The organism is Barnesiella sp. An22, from assembly GCF_963931395.1.
Taxonomy (GTDB): Bacteria; Bacteroidota; Bacteroidia; order Bacteroidales; family Barnesiellaceae; genus Barnesiella; species Barnesiella merdigallinarum.
Genome location: NZ_OZ007014.1, coordinates 1,902,172 through 1,920,229 on the forward strand (window position 1 = coordinate 1,902,172; position 18,058 = coordinate 1,920,229).

Sequence of the window (18,058 nt, forward strand, 5' to 3'; positions counted from 1 at the left end):
AGAAATATGAAAAAAACCATTTTAACGGCATTTTGTGCCATGCTTGCGGCTGCAAGCCTGCACTCGTGTTTGGATTTCGATATGCCTACCGATACCTTTACCGGCGGTCAGACCGATTTGGACCCGGTCGTGTACAGAGGTAAAGCCGATAGCATCGACTATCGGAAAGTGATTTCGGAGCAGGGTTTCAACGATGCTATGTCCGAATTGCAGCAATACTTTGCTCAGATGAAGACGGCCCAATACTACCTGCGTGGTGGTAAAGATGGTCAGACCCCGGGTCCGCACCAATACCAGTATGTCTACAACATCACGGTCGATAACTATGCCGGTTATCTGGTAGTACCCCACAATTTTTCAAATGGTCAGGGTGGCTTGCTCAACTCGACCTATGCCTACAATCAGGACTACTGCGATGGCCCTTATGGTGCATTTCTCAGCATCAAGAACAACATCGCCAACATGATCAACCACCCCATGATCGACTCGATTCCCGAAATGAAAGCTATCGGTCTGTTGATCTTCGACTATTCGGCTCAAGAGATGGTAGACCTCTACGGTTCTATTCCTTATGTTGACCACAAGTCCAATAAGGAGAGCAACCCCTTTACCTTCAATAAGATGGCCGACATCTACGCCTCTATCGTAGATAACCTCGATACCATCAATGCCTGCTTGAAACACTTCGACAGCCGTCCCGACTGGTACAAAGCCGGTGTACAATCTATTTTGGGTCAGTACGATGTGATGACCCAAGACAAGAGTGTAGCATCGTGGTGCCGTCTGGCCAACTCATTGAAACTGCGTATGGCCATGCACACCGTGAAGGTTCAACCCAGTGTAGCTCAGAAATGGGCCGAAGAGGCTGTTCAAGCCGGTGTCGTAGAGACTACTGCCCAAGAGTTGCTGCTCGACCCCATGAATATGGGTTATACCAACCCCTTGTTCGAGATTGCCAACAACTGGGGTGATACCCGTCTGAACGCTTCGTTCGAGAGCCTGCTCGCCAGCCTCAAGCACCCCTATCTGGAGTATGTGTTCGACAAGAACAGCAATATCGTTGTCAACTCGTCCGACCCCAACGACATCATGCAAGCCAATACCCGCATCATGGGTCTGCGCGCCGGTATCCGCATGATTCCGGGTCAGGCCTACAAGGACAACTTCCGCATCGCTTATTCGTCCATTAAAAACAATGGCGAGATGGCTATGGCTCCGCTCTATTTGATGAAGGTTTCGGAGGTTGAGTTCCTGCGTGCCGAGGGTGCTCTGCGTGGATGGAACATGGGCGGTAGCGCTCAACAGTTCTACGAGCAAGGTATCCGCAACGCTCAGGTAGAACACCGTCTGATGTCTACTTATTATCCCAATGCCGTCGACGAGTACATGAGCCTCGAAGCTCCAGTGGCCTACAAGTATGTAGATCAGTACGATCACAGCTACGATGCCGAGAGCGTGACCACCATCGGTGTGAAGTGGAACGAAGGCGACTCGCAAGAGACGAAGCTCGAGAAGATCATTACCCAGAAGTACATTGCCGGTTTCCCGTACTCCTACGAGGCTTGGAACGACTTGCGCCGCACCGGCTATCCCAAGCAGTTCGAGGTATTGAACGTAGAGGATGGAGACGGTAGCCTGGTACAGGGCGATATCATTCGCAAGATACCTTTGCCCGGTAGTGATACGTCGGTAGGTATGTCCGATATCACCGCCTCGGGTATCGAAGCATTGGGCGGTAGCGATACGCAAGGTACTCGTGTATGGTGGGACGTAGCCGGTTCCAATTTCTAATTCCTAAATTTAACCAGTATAGTCAAAGAGCGGGGGAGAACCCCCTCGGGTCGCTTCCCCGCTCCTCGCTATAACAAAAAACACAATCTTTTTTTTAATTTAATGTTTTTATCATGAAGAAGTTTACCGTATTCGGTGCGGCTCTGCTCTTAGGCACAGCCGTAAACGTGCAGGCACAGGACGTAACCTACCCCGCGTCTGCATCGACTGAGATTTTTGACTTTGCTCCATGGGACGACGATCAGCTGCTCGTGCTCTTTGCCAAGGCAGCCGACGAGGGCCGCAAATATCCTACCAAGGAGGAGTTTGAGGCTGCCGGTTTCAATCTCGACCTGGAGTTCTCGCGTTCGCACGTGCGTCCTGCCGCCATCATGGAGGATGCCGACAAAAACATCGTTCCCGATGTGTATCCTACCCGTCGGTTGTGGATGAACATTCCTACCGGTCAAGGTGACCTGATTGGCGGTTATCCCAGCGCCGAGTTCCACAACGACGTTTACTCCATGTGGAACTACACCAACCTCTATGGTGCCTGGAACCACAGCATTCTGCAAGCTCCCGGTTCGTGGGCCGATGCCGCTCACAAAAACGGTACCCACATGTTCTCGGGTATCAAGTTCTTCGAGTCTTGGACTCCTGGAGGAACATCGAGTGAGTATGTTAAGTTTATTACGACCAAGAACGAAGACGGCTCGTTCCGTTATGTCGATGCCCTGTTGAATGCCTTGATTTATCTGGGTCTCGATGGTATCAACTACAATTTCGAGGACGAAGGCTATAAAAATGCCGATGTAATGGCTTTCCACAAAGCTCTTTACAAAAGAGCTGAGGAGATTGGTTTCGACAGCTTCCACATCGGTATCTATACGAGCAGCTCGTCGTTGACCAGCTACAACTTGGATGCTGTATTTGGTACAAAAGATACTGGTAAGACGGCCGACCTGATGCTGAACTATGCTGCCAATGACTTCTCGTGGAGTATTGCTTCGTCTGTAACGACTGCCGAGCAGGCCATGGGTTCTGCCGACGGTCTCTATGCCGGTGTATGGATGGTAACTTTGAACCGTCGTTGGACTGCTCTGAACCAAGATGAGCAATCCAAGAAGTGTGGTGTATGTCTGTGGGGTGAGCACAAAGTAAGCCGTATCTTCCAATATACGGTAGGTAACTCGCTGATGGAGTTGCAATCCAACTATCAGACGCTGTTGGAGAAGGTATTCTCGGGTGCTAACCGCACGCCGCTGAATCGTCCGGTTGTCTCGAACTCGGCCGGTAACTTCCAAGTATCTCCCTCTGTTGGTATCGACCAACAGTTGACCTCGTTCTGCGGTCTGGCTTCGTTCATTCCCGAGCGTACGGCTATCCAAGGCGACCTGCCTTTCAACACCAACTTCACGCTGGGTAACGGTGATTTCTATGCCTACAAAGGTAAAAAGACACTGGGTAGCTGGTACAATATGGGTCAGCAAGACTATGTACCTACCTATCGTTGGGTCATCTACAACACGGGTACCGAAACCCTCTCTAACGACATCAAGGCCGAGTTTACTCACGAAGATGCTTACATCGGTGGTTCTTCGTTGCGCCTGAAAGGTACTCCCACTTCGACGGGTGCCGACGTATGGTTGTATCGTGCCAAACTGAATGTTTCGGCTGGTAATCCTAAAGCTAAAATTGCTGTGAAGACGGGTGTTGAGGGTACCAACGCTTCGAACCTCTACCTCATCTTGAGAAAATTCGACGATTCGAACTGGATGGAATTCCCCGTAGGCGACCTGGCTGGTGCAACCTGGGAAGAGAAAGAGATTGCTCTTACCGGTATTAACGCCGGCGATGTAATCGAATACATCGGTTTCCGTGTAAAAGGTTCGGCTGCCAATGACGACTATAAGATCATGATTGGTCAACTCATGCTGAGCGACGACCGTGCTTCTTCGGCTCCGGCCAGCATCGATGGCGAAAGCATCATCGCCGAAGTAAAAGAAGAGACTACCTCTTCGTTGTCGGTGAAACTGACTTGGAAAGTTGATCCCACCGGTTTCTCGCCTGCTCGCAAGGACTATGGTATGATTTACAACGACGAAGTAAACGTAGATCACTTCGAACTCTTCTACAAGAATGGCGAAGACGGCCGTGTATCGGAAGTAGGTCGTACCTCTACCTGGTCGGCTTATATTGGTAACATCCAATTCGCAAACGAAAACGACGATCCTTATGTAGGTATCCGTTCGGTATCGAAAGACATGAAGACCTACTCGCCCATCGAATGGGTTCACATCGCACGTTCTACCGAAACTTTGCCCGAGGCTTCCAACTCGCAATATCCTCCGACGTACATCAACTCGGCTGCCGATGGTTACGAGACCGCTTTGAGAACTCGTTACATTGCCGAAGTGAAGACGACCGGTGCTACTCAAAACATCGACTACTCGAGAAGCGACTCTGTAGGTGGTGAAAACTACCTCTTCGCCGAGGACTATGTACTGAAAGTTGAGCAAGGTCAGAAAGTAACCTTGACCCTCAAAGGTGCCGACTTGGACGATAACCTGAAATACTGCTTCGGTGTTGCTTATATGGACTGGGATATCAACTACGAGTTCGATGCTACGACCGACGAAAAACTCTTCGAGGTTGGTCAGCTGAATGCCGGTACCGACTCGATCGTATCGGGTTCGACCTTCATCATCAATGTTCCCGAGGATGCTGCAGTGGGTACGACTCGTCTGCGTATGGTATTCTCCGATGCATGGTTCCCGCACCCCGGTCCCACGGGCGGCACGCAAAAAGGTTTCTCGATCGACTTCCCGGTTGAAGTTTCTGGCTCGAATGCTGGTCGTGAACCGGCTGCCGGTTATGCCGACTTCCGTGATACCGGTGTTGCCGACGAACCCGAAATGAACGAAGTATCGGGTATCGAGAACGTAGTCAACGAAAACGGTGGTCTCTCTGCTGTTTCGTCGATGTATCCCACGGTTACGAGCGATATGATCTACTTCAACAACGTAGAAAAGGCTTGGATATACACTGCCGACGGTCAATTCGTTAAGTTCTTGAAGAACAACCCCGAATCGGCTAATGTATCTGACCTCTCTGCCGGTGTTTATGTAGTGAAGATGCAAAACGGTCGCGTAATTCGCAACCAAAAGATGATCAAAAAATAATCTAAGATTGTTTTAGATTATAATCAGTCTGAAAAAGACTGCCTCTCTCGAAAGGTTATCCGATGTGAATCGGATAACCTTTCTTTTTTTCCCGCCAGGGAAGAATACAAATGGAGTGGGGTAGAGTGAGGAGATGGGTGAAACAGAAAAGGCATTGGCAACCGCATGAACAACGATTGCCAATGCCTTTATTGTTTTGTCGGGGTAGCGGGATTTGAATCGGGGAAAATTCTGAAGTTAAACTATTGATTTTCAACGCCAATATATTCGCGATTTACCGAAGTTTCTCCCGTATTTCTCCCGGGATTTCGGTCGGCATTGTTTATCTCTAATTGTATATTTTCCAAGTACAATCATCATCAAAAACAGAAAAATCTACCGACCCACATTTAGGAATGACTTCATTAAAGGTATATTCATCGGGGTAAAATATATAACCATCTTTTTGTTGGATATATATTGTAGAAGACCCAGCCGTAGATACAACTTCTCCAACATTACCAGGAGCAACAACTAAAATTTCTTTTTTATTTTTATCAAGTAGGCAAAAATTATCCTCTGAATTATTTATCAATTGTAATACACAAAGATTATACTCGTCACATCTTGGGGTGTCTGTAATTGAATAATCAAAAACTTTATCTACTGCAATTTTTTTGAAATCTTCAAAATACTGAGAATATTTAATATCGTCATTGGGGTAGTTTGTGTGAAAAAAGAGTGTATTAGTAATGTAACACGGTAAGTCTTTTATAAGTACTGTTTTTGAAGGTTGGATAGTATAAGATTTGTTGTTATATAAATCTAAACCGGTGTAAGCATACGGTGTTTTATTGGTTATTTGCATAGAAAAATCACCTATATATTCGGCTACTTCTGCTCTTTTTGCAGATGGATTTATGGCCAAAATATAAGTTTTATTAGCTTCCAAATTTCCAAGGTAAACAATATGTCTTTCCCCTAATACATCTTTATACGAAACTTTATATGTATTGTCGGATAGAATAGGATAAGGAACTTTTATTTTACTACGATAAGATACTTCGGGAATAACCATATCTTCACAAAGGAAGTTAAGAGTTGAATTATAATAATCTGTATTTGCTATAATTAAATTGGCATACTCGGTCTTGTCACCTCCTTTATTGAGATCTGTTGGTATATCTCCTACACAAGAGTATAAAAATAATGAGATAATAGATAATAAAAAGATTCTTTTCATAACGATTTACTCTGACAGTGAATAATCTTTACCCGCAAAAACTATATTATATATGCCTGTTGGATTTGTAATTGAAGCCGTGGCAGTTTGAAATTCAATACCTACTCCGTTTCTTATTTCGTACCATTTCAAGTATAGTATTACTTTTTTTGAGCCTGTAAAGCGTCCTATATTAGTCGAATTGGGATTGCTTTGCATAGACCCAAGTCGATTCCCATCGTCATTCATGGCCGATATAACCACTGCATAGTTCGTTTCATTACGGGTATAAATCTGAAATTCATCATCGTATAACTTTTCATCTTTTGAGCAAGAGAAAAGAATAAGAGACAAAAATAAGAGTGATAAAATTTTCTTCATAACTATTTATTTTTTGGTTAGTAATTCGATGGTTTTTTCCTGGGTAGCAATAATCTTTTCCAGGTCTTTGATTCGCTGCTTAAGGGCTTTCACCTCTGGAGAGGTGAGAATAATTCTATTACCATTACCTATCTGGTTTTGATTCCCAGATATGGACAACTGGCTTGCATCATCAAAAAATAAAGAAGGAGATACTTCTAATAATTCACAGACTTTTTCTAATGTAAAAACGGTTAAAGTCTGATTCTCTATTGATCTGCGTAATCCAGACTCAGTCTTCTGAGATACATCCGCGAACTCTTTGTATTGATGTTCACTCTTTTTTATATAGTCTTTCAATAGATTGTAATTCATAGTTTTACAAAATATATTTTATCGTTTTACAAATATTAACGTGCATATATGTACTTGTAAAGTGAATTTATGTACTTTTGCTATGTGCAATTCTGAACAAAAGAAACAAAAATGAACGATTTAAGCAAATTTTACAATATGGAAAAAACAACCATTACCACCAACAACGACCGGCTTTTGGCTTGGATGGCGACAGTACCGGCAGGAAAGTTGCCTGAAGTTCGGGCTCGAATCATGCGCGACTGCGGTATCTCGCGATACGTCCTGGCTCACTGGCTATCGGGTCGCACGCGAATCCCTTACCTGGCGCTCCAAAAGATAGAGGCTATCGCCGGAGAGAAACTGTTTTTGTATTAACCCACACACGAAAGAGCTATGACAAACAACGACAGACTTTGCGCTTGGATAGAGAATGAGGTCCCGGAAGAGAAGCATGCCGATATACGGGCGCGAATCATTCGCGAATGTGACATATCACGATTCACGTTGGCCTTCTGGTTATATGGACTTAGCGAAATACCAGGATGGGCTCTTCGAAGAATAGAGACTATTGTCGAAAAGAAACTATTTGAGTATTAACCAATAAATTATCAACGTATGGAAATTATCAAGTACAAAAGAGATGATGATGAAGGTGCAATCCTTGTAAACGGATAAGATCAGTACATAGCTGTAACTGTAAGTTCGAGTAAAAAGTTCAAGAGCATGAAGGGAGCTCACCGGTTCTTGGATTCTTATGGGTACAGAAGAGTGAATGAGAAAGGCGAAGAGATTGCCGGAATCGAAGAAGATTTCCCGGCCGAGATGCTGATTTCGGCGATTGGCAGCCAAGCCAGCCGAAAGAAGTTCATCACCGAAGCTCTATCGGCGCTCACCGGCGAGCCTATCGTCACGCAATTTATGGGCGATAACCGGTTCCTGTTTCAGTTCAGCGGGAAGAACCCCGAGGCGATTCGCAAAATCAAAGGACTGTTTGAGAAACAATACGAATCGTTCTACGACGAATACGACTCCGACACCAACACTACGGCTATCTACATGAAGATCTAAAAAAACGACACGATTATGAACACATCTACAAAACATCGCGGATTGTATCGCGGTAAAGACATTTACAATCACTGGCAGTACGGGTATCTGGTAGAAGACTGGATCTACGGCATAGACAAGGAGTACATTCAAGTGAGGGAGTCGACCGTGGGCATCTGCACCGGCATAGAAGACCGCGCGGGTAGCCCCATCTACGAGGGTGATACCTTCGAACACCAGGGCCACAAGTTTGTGGTCGAGTACGACCCCGATTGTGCGGGGTATGTAGGGAAGGGGATAGATAAACCTACCTACCAGATTTCGGGATTTGACCTACACAGAATGACAATGACTGGAACAATACACGACTGATGAATCTATATGTAATTAGAACTGTGTTATACGGTCTCTTTCTGCTTATTATTTTTCTGTTTGCAATTTTGCTCTACTTATTGATAAAAGGAAATGAAGAATAGATTATTACTTGTTCTATTGATATTACTCTCGGGGTGCTACCCCCGGGAGGAACCGGTGCCGGAACCGGAGACCGAGAACCCGGAAGATGACCGTCGACCCGGTCATACAATCATCATCGACACGACGACAAACGAAATCATTACCGACACGATCTACATCGAGCTATGACACGAACAGAAGAATATTTGAACACCCGACTTGCCAGCATAGGGTTGACTCCAGAGACGAACACACGAACTTTATACGATGCGGGGAAACCGAAAGAGTCGCCTATTCTGGGTGTAAACGAGCTGGAGCAAGCCATCTATATCCCGTATTGCGCGCCTGATGGGGAGATAGCCACCTATGAGCGCGACGGATTGAAGCGACCCTTCTCTCGGCTCCGATACATGAAGCCGAAAGAGTATGAAGACAAGGCGACCGGGAAGAAGAAGACCATGCGATACAGCCAGCCCCCGAAGAGCGGGGTATTCACCTATATGACTCCAGGGATTGTGAACCGGTACCGGTTGTCGGAGAAGATTAAGACACTGTTTATCGTAGAGGGCGAAATCAAGGCCCTGTCGGGCGATGTGCTGGGGCTTCCGATTATCGGTATCGGCGGTATCCAGAACATCAAGGACAAGGAGAACAACACCATCGACGAATACATCGAGCAGTTGGTGAAGCGATGCCGACCCGACAACGTGGTACTGCTGTTCGACGCCGATCTGCTCGATGTGAAGTATGCCGAAGACAAAGACCTGGCGACCCGGTTGCAAAACTTCTGCTCGGCTGTGATCAACTTCATGGAGTACATGAAACCGCTCGATGTGGACCTGTACTTCTCGCATATCGCGGTAAAGTACAGCGAGACGGCCAAGGGTCTCGACGACCTGATTGCGTCGCTCAAACCGGCTCAACGTAAGAAACTGGTAGACGAGTTGAATGCCCTTATTACCGGCCGGAAGAACTTCGTGAACTGCATGGCCCTGACGCCAGGCATCAAGTACAAGCTCGAGAAGTATTTCCGCCTGGATTCGGTATCGTCGTTCTATGAGGCATACAAAGAGACGCTGCAAGACCGAATCTTCAAATGGAAGGGCCAGTCGTACTACTACAACGGCGAGAAGGTGGAGCGCGACGTCGCATCGAAGGCCCGGCTTTACATGCTGGTCGGTAACGTCTATTATCGCAAATGTTTCACCTTCAACGAGAAGACCGACAAGGAGTATCGATTTCCTATCCTTACCCTGGTACCCTACAACAAGGAGATCGTGAAGCAGGAGGTGAAAGATCTGTCGCTTATCCCCAAATTTCAGATGTTTACCAATATCCCCGACAACACATCGGGGTATAAGCGATACAAGTTCTACAACTACAACGGTGTAGATACAACGTGTTACAATCGGTACAACCCGGTAAAACACGATTTGTCGGAGGGAGATTGGTCTACAATCGAGAAGTTTCTACGCCATATATTTTCGGCCACGAACACGGCGGGAGAATCGTTATACGAGTTTGGGCTCGACTACATACAACACACCTTTTTCCGGCCGATGGAGAAGATGCCGGTGCTCTGTCTTACCTCGACCGAGCGGAATACCGGTAAGTCTACGTTTCTCTACTTTATGCGCGAGATCTTTCAGGACAATGCGGTGGTGCTCGACAACGAGCGATTTGCCGGCCGGTTCACCGACCACTTTGTCGACAAGCTGGTGGTCGGCATAGAAGAGGGATTCGTCGGCGAAGAGAAGAAGACCCTGAAAGAGCGAATCAAGAACTACGCGACCAACGATACGGTTTGGGTCGAGCCGAAGGGAGAGAAACCCTACCTTATCGATAACTACATGCACCTGATCATCTGCACCAACAACGAAACCAATTTTATGCAGATCGACGAAGGCGAAAACCGGTTTGCCGTGATTAAGGTGCCCACGCTCACCGAAGACGACCCGATGATCATGGCCAAGATGAAGAAGGAGATGGGACACTTCCTGTACTACTTGCAGAGCCGAAAATATTATTATCCATACGATCAGTCGCGATTTGGGTTCAATACCAAGGTCTACGAGACCGAAGGACTGAAACGGGTGCAGGAGCGCACGGAGAACAAGGTCAACAAGGAGATCAAGCAATTTATCGCCGAGTGTTTTGTGAACTATGAGAATGTCCGGGAAATATACTTTACCCCGAAAGACCTTGCCAAGGAGATAAACCGGGAAGGAGGCTTTTCAATATCCAAGACGGCTATCTCCGACTACCTTCGCTACGATCTGAATATGGTACCATCCGACAAACCTATTCGATACGATTACTATGAGGCTTATTCGGTGATGGGTACGGGCGAAATCAAATACCGGAAGGCCGGTTCAAAAATCGGCCGAGCTTATAAGTTTAACTACGAAGATTTTATCAAGGAGGAATAAATAAGATGGATAGGATGGTTCACCACACTTGCAGATGTATAGGTAAAAACTTTACATTTGACCAATGGATAAAATGGTTGAAAAAACATGATATTGACGAAGTTCAGTTGACATTTAAAAATTTTAACTACAACATAACCGATGTCTGTCTGACTCCTAATAACCCTGTGAAATGGAAAAACAAGACTTGTAGTATTGAAATAAGTACGGCACAATCTCCTTGTTTAAGATGGGATTATGGGGTTCATATAACTATTTATAATAGTGGAAGATATTTTTCTCCTCAATTTATTTCAACATGTACAGATGGGTATTCAACGGAAAAAGAATGTATCTATTTTGCATTGATTTTCATACGGGACTACACCAAACATATATTAAAACAGACACAAAGCCGAACAGAATATGATGATTCTGGTAATATAGTAAAAACCTGTTCTTCTATTTCCGGGATAAAAGCAGCGATAAAACAACTGGATGTTTTTATCCAATACTATAATCCAGCCATAAAGACTTTATTTGATTTTTAGAAACAACGTAAAAGGAAAAGACCATGACACCTATTGAATTTGACAACCTGGAGAAGCTGTTTTATGAAGAGAAGACAAACAGCTATTACAAGACCCTGTCTGGAGCCAAAAGCGCGCGTAAAGACGCGTATGTTTATCGGGTGTGGATTAGCCACAACCTGCTCAAGAAACATCCGATATTCGCATACGGGGAAAGCCTTTGCTCCATCAAGGAGGCAGATAAACAGATCTTGAAATCCATAGAAGCAGAACAACAGAAACAACAACAACTATTTTAGCTTATGAAACACCGATTTTTTTTTGCCTGGTGGCATTGGTAATGTTGGCCGGGTGCAAGAGTAAAGAGAGATTAGTCAACAGCTCGATAATCGAGCAAAGTAGAGTAGACACCATCGAGGTACCTGCGGAGCGATCGTCGCTCTCGGGTACCTTGTCTTTTATACCAGGTACCGGTATTGTGTTCCGGGAGATTGAGACGAAGAACACGCCGGGGATCAGTACATCGGTCGCCATCAGCGGCGACACTCTGCGAGTCGAATCACAAACCAGGCGCCAGGAGCTGCCGGTCGTTACCCGTCAAACGACGGTAAAGAATGAGTATGTGCAAGAGAGTGGAAGCAATACGTGGAGCTACATTTACAAGACAGTTGTCGCCGTTATCGCGCTTTTGGCTGTCATTTTGCTTTTTCGCTTTTTTAAAAAGTAGGGGAGAAAAAATTTACTGACTGAAAATTTGTTACATTTGTTACATTTGTTACAAAATAAAGATAATAGCATGATAATAAATAGATTAAGTATTGCTATCTGTTGTAACAAACCTTGTAACAAATTGGAAAGTTGTAACAACTTTGTTACAAACTTGGACCCGGTTGTAACAAATTTGTTACACAATTTCGCCCCCTGTAACAAAGTTTGTTACACCCCGAATCTATTTGGTGGTGGGCGTTCTGAGCGATTTCGACCCGGTTGTAACAAATGTAACAAATTTTTCGCCCTACTCCAGAAAAAATATTTTTGAAAGAATATCATTATTGCAATAAAAAACGGTAAGATTTTCAATAAATTACAATGATAATTCAAAGAAAATGTTTAAATTTGGAAATTCGTAAATTCTTTATTATTAGATGGTTAAAAATAAGGTTGTTTTTCTCAACCTTTTTGAGCACAAAAGAAAAACATAAAAAAACAAATTGCCATGCAACTGGATATAGTCACAAACAAAGAGATTGCCCAGCGGTTGCGATGCTCTACGAGTAAAGCGAGCCGGCTGGTTCGCCTCTATCGCGACGCCCTTGCGCTGAAAAAATACACCCCGATAGAGTGGGGGAGATTCTGCGAATTTCTTGGAATTGAAGCGAATCCGCGTTAAAAGATTGTCATTTGTCCCTCTTTTACCATATTTTGCAGAGCTCGTTGCGGTCTCGTTTATTTTCGCTCGAGAATAAATAGACAATGTAATGAGCTCAGCCCTTAAATGGCTCCTCGGTGGAGCTGCTCTACTATATCTCTACAACAAGGTTTCTACCGCCTTCGCGTTGATGAAGACGAACCTCGAGATTACGGGGTTCCGATTTTTCTCGATCAAATGGGATTACACCCTTGTCGATTTGGATGTGACTCTCCAGAACCTGTCGGAGAATCGCGTTGTTTTGAACGGTCTTCAGCTCTCCCTCTATCTGAACAATGAATTTGTAGGATCGTCGAGCCAGTCGCTGGGCGATACGGTATTGGACAGCTACCAAATGGCTACGGTGCGCGCTCGCGTACAATTCAGGACCAGCAATCTCATCGATCTGCTCGGCGCCTACCTTTCGACCAATGCCAGCAAATACAGCATCGGGGTATATGTGCCGGGCCGACTGATTGCCAACGGAACGAGCTACCGGTTTTCCCCATCGTTCTATGTACGGATACCGACGCTCGTCACCCTGTACAACCTGATTAAAAACATGTTCACCAACAAAGATACCGTCACCGATATTGCCAAGGACGACAATGCCGAAGTGACCGAAATAACCACCACCACAAAAACAGAAGAATGATTGCCGAAGCCGAACATAAAGATACAGTTCTCAACAGCCGGGGTACGACCGAAGACATCATGCAGGCCATCATCGACTGCTATAACTCGGACTATGCGCAAGTAGAAGAACTTGCCCAGAGCTTGCCCGGGGACGATGTGAAATCGGTTTGCAGGTCTGTTTTCGATTTCGTCGACGGGAACATCCGTTACCAGGTTGATCCCTTCAAAAAGCAGTGGATTCGTACCCCGGCCCGGTTATGGGCCGATCGGGAAGGAGATTGCAAGTCGTTTGCCATCTTCATCTGTTCGTGCTTGCGGTGCCGGAGGATTCCCCACCTGTTCCGCTTCGCCTGCTACGAAGGGAACGACGAGCCGACCCACGTCTATGCCGTGGCCATCGACGAACAGGGAAACGAAGTGATTCTCGACCCGGTCTATCGCGATGATGACGGGAAGGCACTCTTCAATAAAGAATGTCCATACACAAAAAAAATAGATATGAACGGAACTACCGAAATAAGCCGATTGAGCGGGACACCTGCCGTCGGATACTTTACGGAAACGGAGATGATTACCGTATCTGGTAAAGAGAATCTTCCGCGCGGCGAGCAGGATTTCCTGATTGCGCTCAACAACCTGAATACCTTATATAAAGGAGCCCAAACGACCGGAGATACACAATTCTCCACCCGGCTCGAGAACCTGATGGACCTGGCTTCGGTCGCTATCCTGCTTTACGAAAGCGCCGAAAATGGAGTGACGGAGATAAATCGCGCGTTGCCCTGCCTGTTGGCTCTCTACGAATCGGGAGCCTTCGACCAGGATCCGGGTACAACCAACGACCAGCGATCGCAGGTGATGAATATCAACCTGGGCGCTGTGATTCAGAATGCAGGCCAGTACGACCCCGACGAAAGTGCGTTTGACGCGTTGATTGCCGAGGTGTCTGTCTCTACGCCCGGTTTCGACCCTTCGGCCTATCTCTCGAATAGGACCCTGATGCGAAAGGCTCCGAGCTACAAAACGCCCAACCGCCAGGCTACGCAAGCCGAGATAAACGCAGCCCAAAAGACGCTGATTGACAGTGCCGAATACTTCATGTATTCATTTATACCCGATTCGAAGATAGACGAATATCCCGACGCGGTGCGCAATAAGAGAGACTATTACACTTCGGTCTATGCCGACATCAAGGCGGCCGGATGCTTCTCGGAACAGGAGTGCCTTCGCATCATCAACGATGCCATCTATTCGCGCTATGGATGCGATGGGGAGCTCTTTTTGTTCCGGGTCAAGAAAGGAGAGATCCCTATTGTGGGCGGTTGGATTGCTGTTGTCGGTGCCATCCTTTCGGCTCTTGGGGTTCTTGCCTCTTTGCTCTCTTCTGTCTTCGGTACTTCTGAGGATAAGCTCAACGAAGATCTCAAGATTAACGCTCCATCGGTGACCGATGGCTTTGCCGGAATTGTGAGCGATACGAGCGGAATTGTCACCTCGCCGTCCATCATCCCCGATGCCGGCGGATCTGACGACACGCTGCTCGATATTACAACGCCAACCGGAACGGTAGCCGGCTCGAATTACTTGGGAATCATTCTCATCGGTGGATTATTGATGGCTTTGATTCTCGGAGACAGCGGCGACAAAAAGAAGAAAAAGAAAAAATAACATACTAACCCTCAAATAACCAAAACAATGGCAAAAATGAAAAAGTACCCCAAACAGCCGAAGATGAAAGCATCGGTAGAGGTTTGGAAGCGCTACGAAGAGCGCTGTAAAGAGGTCGATCGCTACAACAACGAGTTGAAGCGTAAAGAGGCGGAAAAGAAACGCATCATCGACAAAGTCAAGAAAATGAAGTAAGAAACAAGGTAAAAAAGATTGTTTATGAAAAAAAAAGGTATGAAAACGGACAATGTCGTAAAGACAGTCCTCGGCGGCGCCGCTGGCGGTGCCGTGAAACAAGTCGTGCAGGGAACTCTCCTGAAAGGTAAGAATACGATGTATGCCGACCTGGGCGCTATTGCTCTGGGTGCAATTCTCCCCGCGCTGGTGAAGATGAACGGTGTGAACGAGATGAGCGCCGGTCTTGTCGGTGCCGGAGCTGCCGGTCTCATCGCAAACGCTGTGCCCTCGCTGGCCGGTACGCCCTTCAGCCGGTTCAACAATGCGCTTATGGGAACCGGCCAGGCAAAGTATCGCCAGACTGTGATTTCGCGCCCTCAAAAAAAAAATCGCAGCACGGTCCTGCTGTAAAGGGATCTCCTTTTAACAATGTTTTGTTCTAATCAAAAAGTGTAAATTATGAATAACCAGATTATTGCTCCTTTCCTTCGCAAAAGATGGGAGTATGCAAACAAAAAAGTGAAAGCGTTGAATGAAACGCTTTTCCCCCAGTCTTCGTATATCCGTATTGACCAAACTCTCTCGAACGGAGTAGGCACCTATGTGTTTGACCCCATGCGACAGAATGGACAGCAAGGTACTTACGGGCAGCTCCTGAACCGTAACGACCTGTTCCTGATGTATGGAATCGGTTTGCAACTGTCCTATGAGTTGACTGCCAACCCGGGCGCCGGAGTCCTTGCATCTTCGCTGTCTGACCTTGTAGCCAAAGCCAAGGTGTTGGGTTCTACCGATACAATCCCTGTCGGCGTACAGAGTGTATTCAATGGCGCTCTTACGTTGCAGACCGGTACGACTCAGACCCTGGCAGCTCTGGAAACCAAAATTTTCGACATCTCCCATCAGGCAGCAAACTCGGGAAGCGACTCGGCTGCTGTTGTCTCGATCGACAGTTCTATTGCCGATGAGATATTCTACACGCCTGAAATGATTGCCTTTGCCGGTACCAAAGAGCAATCGTTCCAGCTGAAATTCCCGTGTGCGAATACTACGGTCTTTCAACCGGACAGTTCTCCCAAAGGTGTAGTAGGAGTTTCAATTTTTATGCTTGGCTTCCTTGTGAAGAACGGCGCCTTGGAACTCGAAAACTACAAAGGAGACGTAAACGACTTCCTCGCTCCGGAGTAATCTCTGAGATGTGTTCATAATCGTGTCAGCTATCCGGGTCCCCGGTAAATTCTCGGGGACCCTCTTCTAAAAAAAAACTATGAGAGAGTACGTTATACAAAATGTAGATTTTATACAGATGCAAGTCAATCCAGGAGATTCAAAGGTCTATTTCCCTGTATCCTCGCATCTTTTGGGTAAAACGATTTTGTTTTTGGAATCTTGTTTTGCTCCGTTTACTATATACGATTTGACCGGAAGATACCCAGTTCTTTCAACAGAAAACGTATATATAACACTGTTTGACGTAAACGGAAACCTTATTGTAGACTCTCTCACAATATCTTACTTTAACTCTTTTTCTGGTAATGATTTGCCAAGAATAGATGCAGTTATAGACTGGGAAAGATCGTTTGTCTCAATTCAAACAGAAATAACACAGACCAGCGTATTGTATTTTTCGGTATACATCGGAGAATATAATTTGCCGGTACCCCAACAGAACAACGTGTATAATCTCTCAATACCTGTTGATTCTGCCCTGATGGATATATCTTTATATCGGAAAGTTCAAGCTCTTTCTAATAAAAAGATTACCGGTATATATGTCTCTTCTGAAAATCCATCTAAAGAGATTATATATCCAAACTTTATTGAATCTGGCTACCTTTATTTTGTTCCGAAAGAGAGTCGTAGATATTTGAATTGGATACCCATATCTTTCTTTTCTGGAGTTGAATCTTTGACTCAATTGGGAACTGTCCCTCTTTGGAGAAAGTTTATTGATCCTGTTGAAATCGACTTCGATCGGTCTAAAATCTATATACGATCAGACAATAGTGTTTCGAGAATTTTAAATTTAACTTTTTGCTATGAATAGCTTGGAATATGCTCTTTTTGATGCTGCCTACTCTATTTCGGTAGATACATCTCAATATAATGCCGGAGATAGAATCTATTTGCCTGATACTCCTGTATTGGCAAACAAGAAGATTACAGGTTTGTTTGTTTTTGGATTGGCTTTGCAGGAACCTAATACTCAAGACCCAGATGGTAATGTCATTACAAACAGCAATATAGGCCAGTTCTATTTAACGCTGGTCGATAAAGAGAATGTTGATTTTATCTCTAACGTACCTCTGTTCTATTTTATGTATGGAGGTAGACAAATACCTATCAACAAAGAACTGGTATTGCCAAACTGCTACTTGATAAAACAAAGCACAGCCGCAACTCAAAATATTTTTATCACATTCTTCTATTCTACTACTGATCAGAAAGATGTGGCAGAAGTCAATCCTTTGGCTCTTAAAATACAGAGTATGAGTACCCCGGTAGAATCCAGTTCTTTTAATCGGTACTATCTTTCGGACAATCGGATACTGGTAGACAAAAAGTTTAAAAATATCTATTCAAATATATCCACGGGGCAAGTCAATTCTCCAGACGGGAATGTAATTGTGTCTCCGATGAATACATTCTTGACGTTGATTCATGGCTCGGATATAGTTTTATACCGGTTACCGGTATTGTATCTTTCGCAATGGAACTCGCCATTTAGGTTACGAATGAACAATATTCAGGCCGATCTTCCTACTTCTTACATCGAGCTTTCGCAAAATGTAGCTCAATCGGTGGGAAACAAAACGGTGTTTTTGAATTTTGAATACACGGACTAAAAAATTACGGCT

19 protein-coding genes are annotated in these 18,058 nt (G+C 45.4%); 16 read left to right on the forward strand and 3 right to left on the reverse strand.

What is annotated here, in order from left to right:
* Window positions 1–6: 6 nt before the first annotated feature.
* Together ABGT88_RS07770 and ABGT88_RS07775 are read left to right on the forward strand one after the other, a co-directional pair.
* The gene (locus tag ABGT88_RS07770; protein ID WP_346701366.1) at window positions 7–1,791 is read left to right on the forward strand and encodes a SusD/RagB family nutrient-binding outer membrane lipoprotein; all 1,785 of its coding nucleotides are present in this window, start codon (window positions 7–9) and stop codon (window positions 1,789–1,791) included.
* A gap of 113 nt (window positions 1,792–1,904) precedes the next feature.
* Window positions 1,905–4,952, forward strand: coding sequence for a T9SS type A sorting domain-containing protein (locus tag ABGT88_RS07775; protein WP_346701367.1), 3,048 nt, complete (start codon window positions 1,905–1,907; stop codon window positions 4,950–4,952).
* A gap of 328 nt (window positions 4,953–5,280) precedes the next feature.
* Here ABGT88_RS07775 and ABGT88_RS07780 read toward each other — a convergent pair whose 3' ends face one another.
* The 3 genes from ABGT88_RS07780 to ABGT88_RS07790 are packed head-to-tail and all read right to left on the reverse strand — an operon-like array spanning window position 5,281 to window position 6,888.
* Window positions 5,281–6,174: a hypothetical protein gene (locus ABGT88_RS07780; RefSeq protein WP_346701369.1), complete on the reverse strand. Its 894-nt coding sequence runs from the start codon at window positions 6,172–6,174 to the stop codon at window positions 5,281–5,283.
* Window positions 6,175–6,180: 6 nt separating this feature from the next.
* Window positions 6,181–6,534, reverse strand: a complete 354-nt coding sequence (locus tag ABGT88_RS07785; protein WP_346701371.1) for a hypothetical protein — start codon at window positions 6,532–6,534, stop codon at window positions 6,181–6,183.
* Window positions 6,535–6,540: 6 nt separating this feature from the next.
* Window positions 6,541–6,888, reverse strand: coding sequence for a hypothetical protein (locus ABGT88_RS07790; RefSeq protein ID WP_346701373.1), 348 nt, complete (start codon window positions 6,886–6,888; stop codon window positions 6,541–6,543).
* Between the two features lie 138 nt (window positions 6,889–7,026).
* On the opposite strand from ABGT88_RS07790, the gene ABGT88_RS07795 reads away from it, so the two are divergent.
* From ABGT88_RS07795 to ABGT88_RS07860, 14 genes are all read left to right on the forward strand, one after another.
* Window positions 7,027–7,245 carry a hypothetical protein gene (locus ABGT88_RS07795; protein ID WP_346701375.1) on the forward strand — a complete coding sequence of 73 codons (219 nt, stop codon included), beginning with the start codon at window positions 7,027–7,029 and terminating at the stop codon, window positions 7,243–7,245.
* A gap of 348 nt (window positions 7,246–7,593) precedes the next feature.
* Complete coding sequence (locus tag ABGT88_RS07800; RefSeq protein WP_346701377.1) at window positions 7,594–7,938, forward strand: hypothetical protein; 345 nt, start codon at window positions 7,594–7,596, stop codon at window positions 7,936–7,938.
* A 15-nt stretch (window positions 7,939–7,953) separates the two neighbouring features.
* Complete coding sequence (locus ABGT88_RS07805; protein WP_346701379.1) at window positions 7,954–8,289, forward strand: YopX family protein; 336 nt, start codon at window positions 7,954–7,956, stop codon at window positions 8,287–8,289.
* A gap of 93 nt (window positions 8,290–8,382) precedes the next feature.
* Window positions 8,383–8,562, forward strand: a complete 180-nt coding sequence (locus tag ABGT88_RS07810) for a hypothetical protein (RefSeq protein WP_346701381.1) — start codon at window positions 8,383–8,385, stop codon at window positions 8,560–8,562.
* Window positions 8,559–10,802 carry a primase-helicase family protein gene (locus ABGT88_RS07815; RefSeq protein ID WP_346701383.1) on the forward strand — a complete coding sequence of 748 codons (2,244 nt, stop codon included), beginning with the start codon at window positions 8,559–8,561 and terminating at the stop codon, window positions 10,800–10,802. The genes ABGT88_RS07810 and ABGT88_RS07815 overlap by 4 nt, the downstream gene beginning before the upstream one ends.
* 5 nt (window positions 10,803–10,807) lie before the next feature.
* Window positions 10,808–11,332 (forward strand): hypothetical protein, encoded by a 525-nt coding sequence (locus ABGT88_RS07820; RefSeq protein WP_346701385.1) that lies wholly within the window; start codon window positions 10,808–10,810, stop codon window positions 11,330–11,332.
* Window positions 11,333–11,355: 23 nt separating this feature from the next.
* Window positions 11,356–11,610 (forward strand): hypothetical protein, encoded by a 255-nt coding sequence (locus tag ABGT88_RS07825; protein WP_346701387.1) that lies wholly within the window; start codon window positions 11,356–11,358, stop codon window positions 11,608–11,610.
* Window positions 11,611–12,789: 1,179 nt separating this feature from the next.
* Window positions 12,790–13,374, forward strand: coding sequence for a hypothetical protein (locus ABGT88_RS07830; RefSeq protein WP_346701389.1), 585 nt, complete (start codon window positions 12,790–12,792; stop codon window positions 13,372–13,374).
* Window positions 13,371–15,023 carry a transglutaminase domain-containing protein gene (locus tag ABGT88_RS07835; protein ID WP_346701391.1) on the forward strand — a complete coding sequence of 551 codons (1,653 nt, stop codon included), beginning with the start codon at window positions 13,371–13,373 and terminating at the stop codon, window positions 15,021–15,023. The genes ABGT88_RS07830 and ABGT88_RS07835 overlap by 4 nt, the downstream gene beginning before the upstream one ends.
* Before the next feature lie 36 nt (window positions 15,024–15,059).
* Entirely contained in the window at window positions 15,060–15,218 is a 159-nt protein-coding gene (locus tag ABGT88_RS07840) for a hypothetical protein (protein ID WP_346701393.1), read from the forward strand.
* A gap of 24 nt (window positions 15,219–15,242) precedes the next feature.
* Window positions 15,243–15,611 (forward strand): hypothetical protein, encoded by a 369-nt coding sequence (locus ABGT88_RS07845; RefSeq protein ID WP_346701395.1) that lies wholly within the window; start codon window positions 15,243–15,245, stop codon window positions 15,609–15,611.
* Window positions 15,612–15,659: 48 nt separating this feature from the next.
* Window positions 15,660–16,388: a hypothetical protein gene (locus tag ABGT88_RS07850; protein ID WP_346701397.1), complete on the forward strand. Its 729-nt coding sequence runs from the start codon at window positions 15,660–15,662 to the stop codon at window positions 16,386–16,388.
* Between the two features lie 79 nt (window positions 16,389–16,467).
* Window positions 16,468–17,247 (forward strand): hypothetical protein, encoded by a 780-nt coding sequence (locus ABGT88_RS07855; protein ID WP_346701399.1) that lies wholly within the window; start codon window positions 16,468–16,470, stop codon window positions 17,245–17,247.
* Window positions 17,240–18,046, forward strand: a complete 807-nt coding sequence (locus ABGT88_RS07860; protein WP_346701401.1) for a hypothetical protein — start codon at window positions 17,240–17,242, stop codon at window positions 18,044–18,046. The genes ABGT88_RS07855 and ABGT88_RS07860 overlap by 8 nt, the downstream gene beginning before the upstream one ends.
* Window positions 18,047–18,058: the final 12 nt, after the last annotated feature.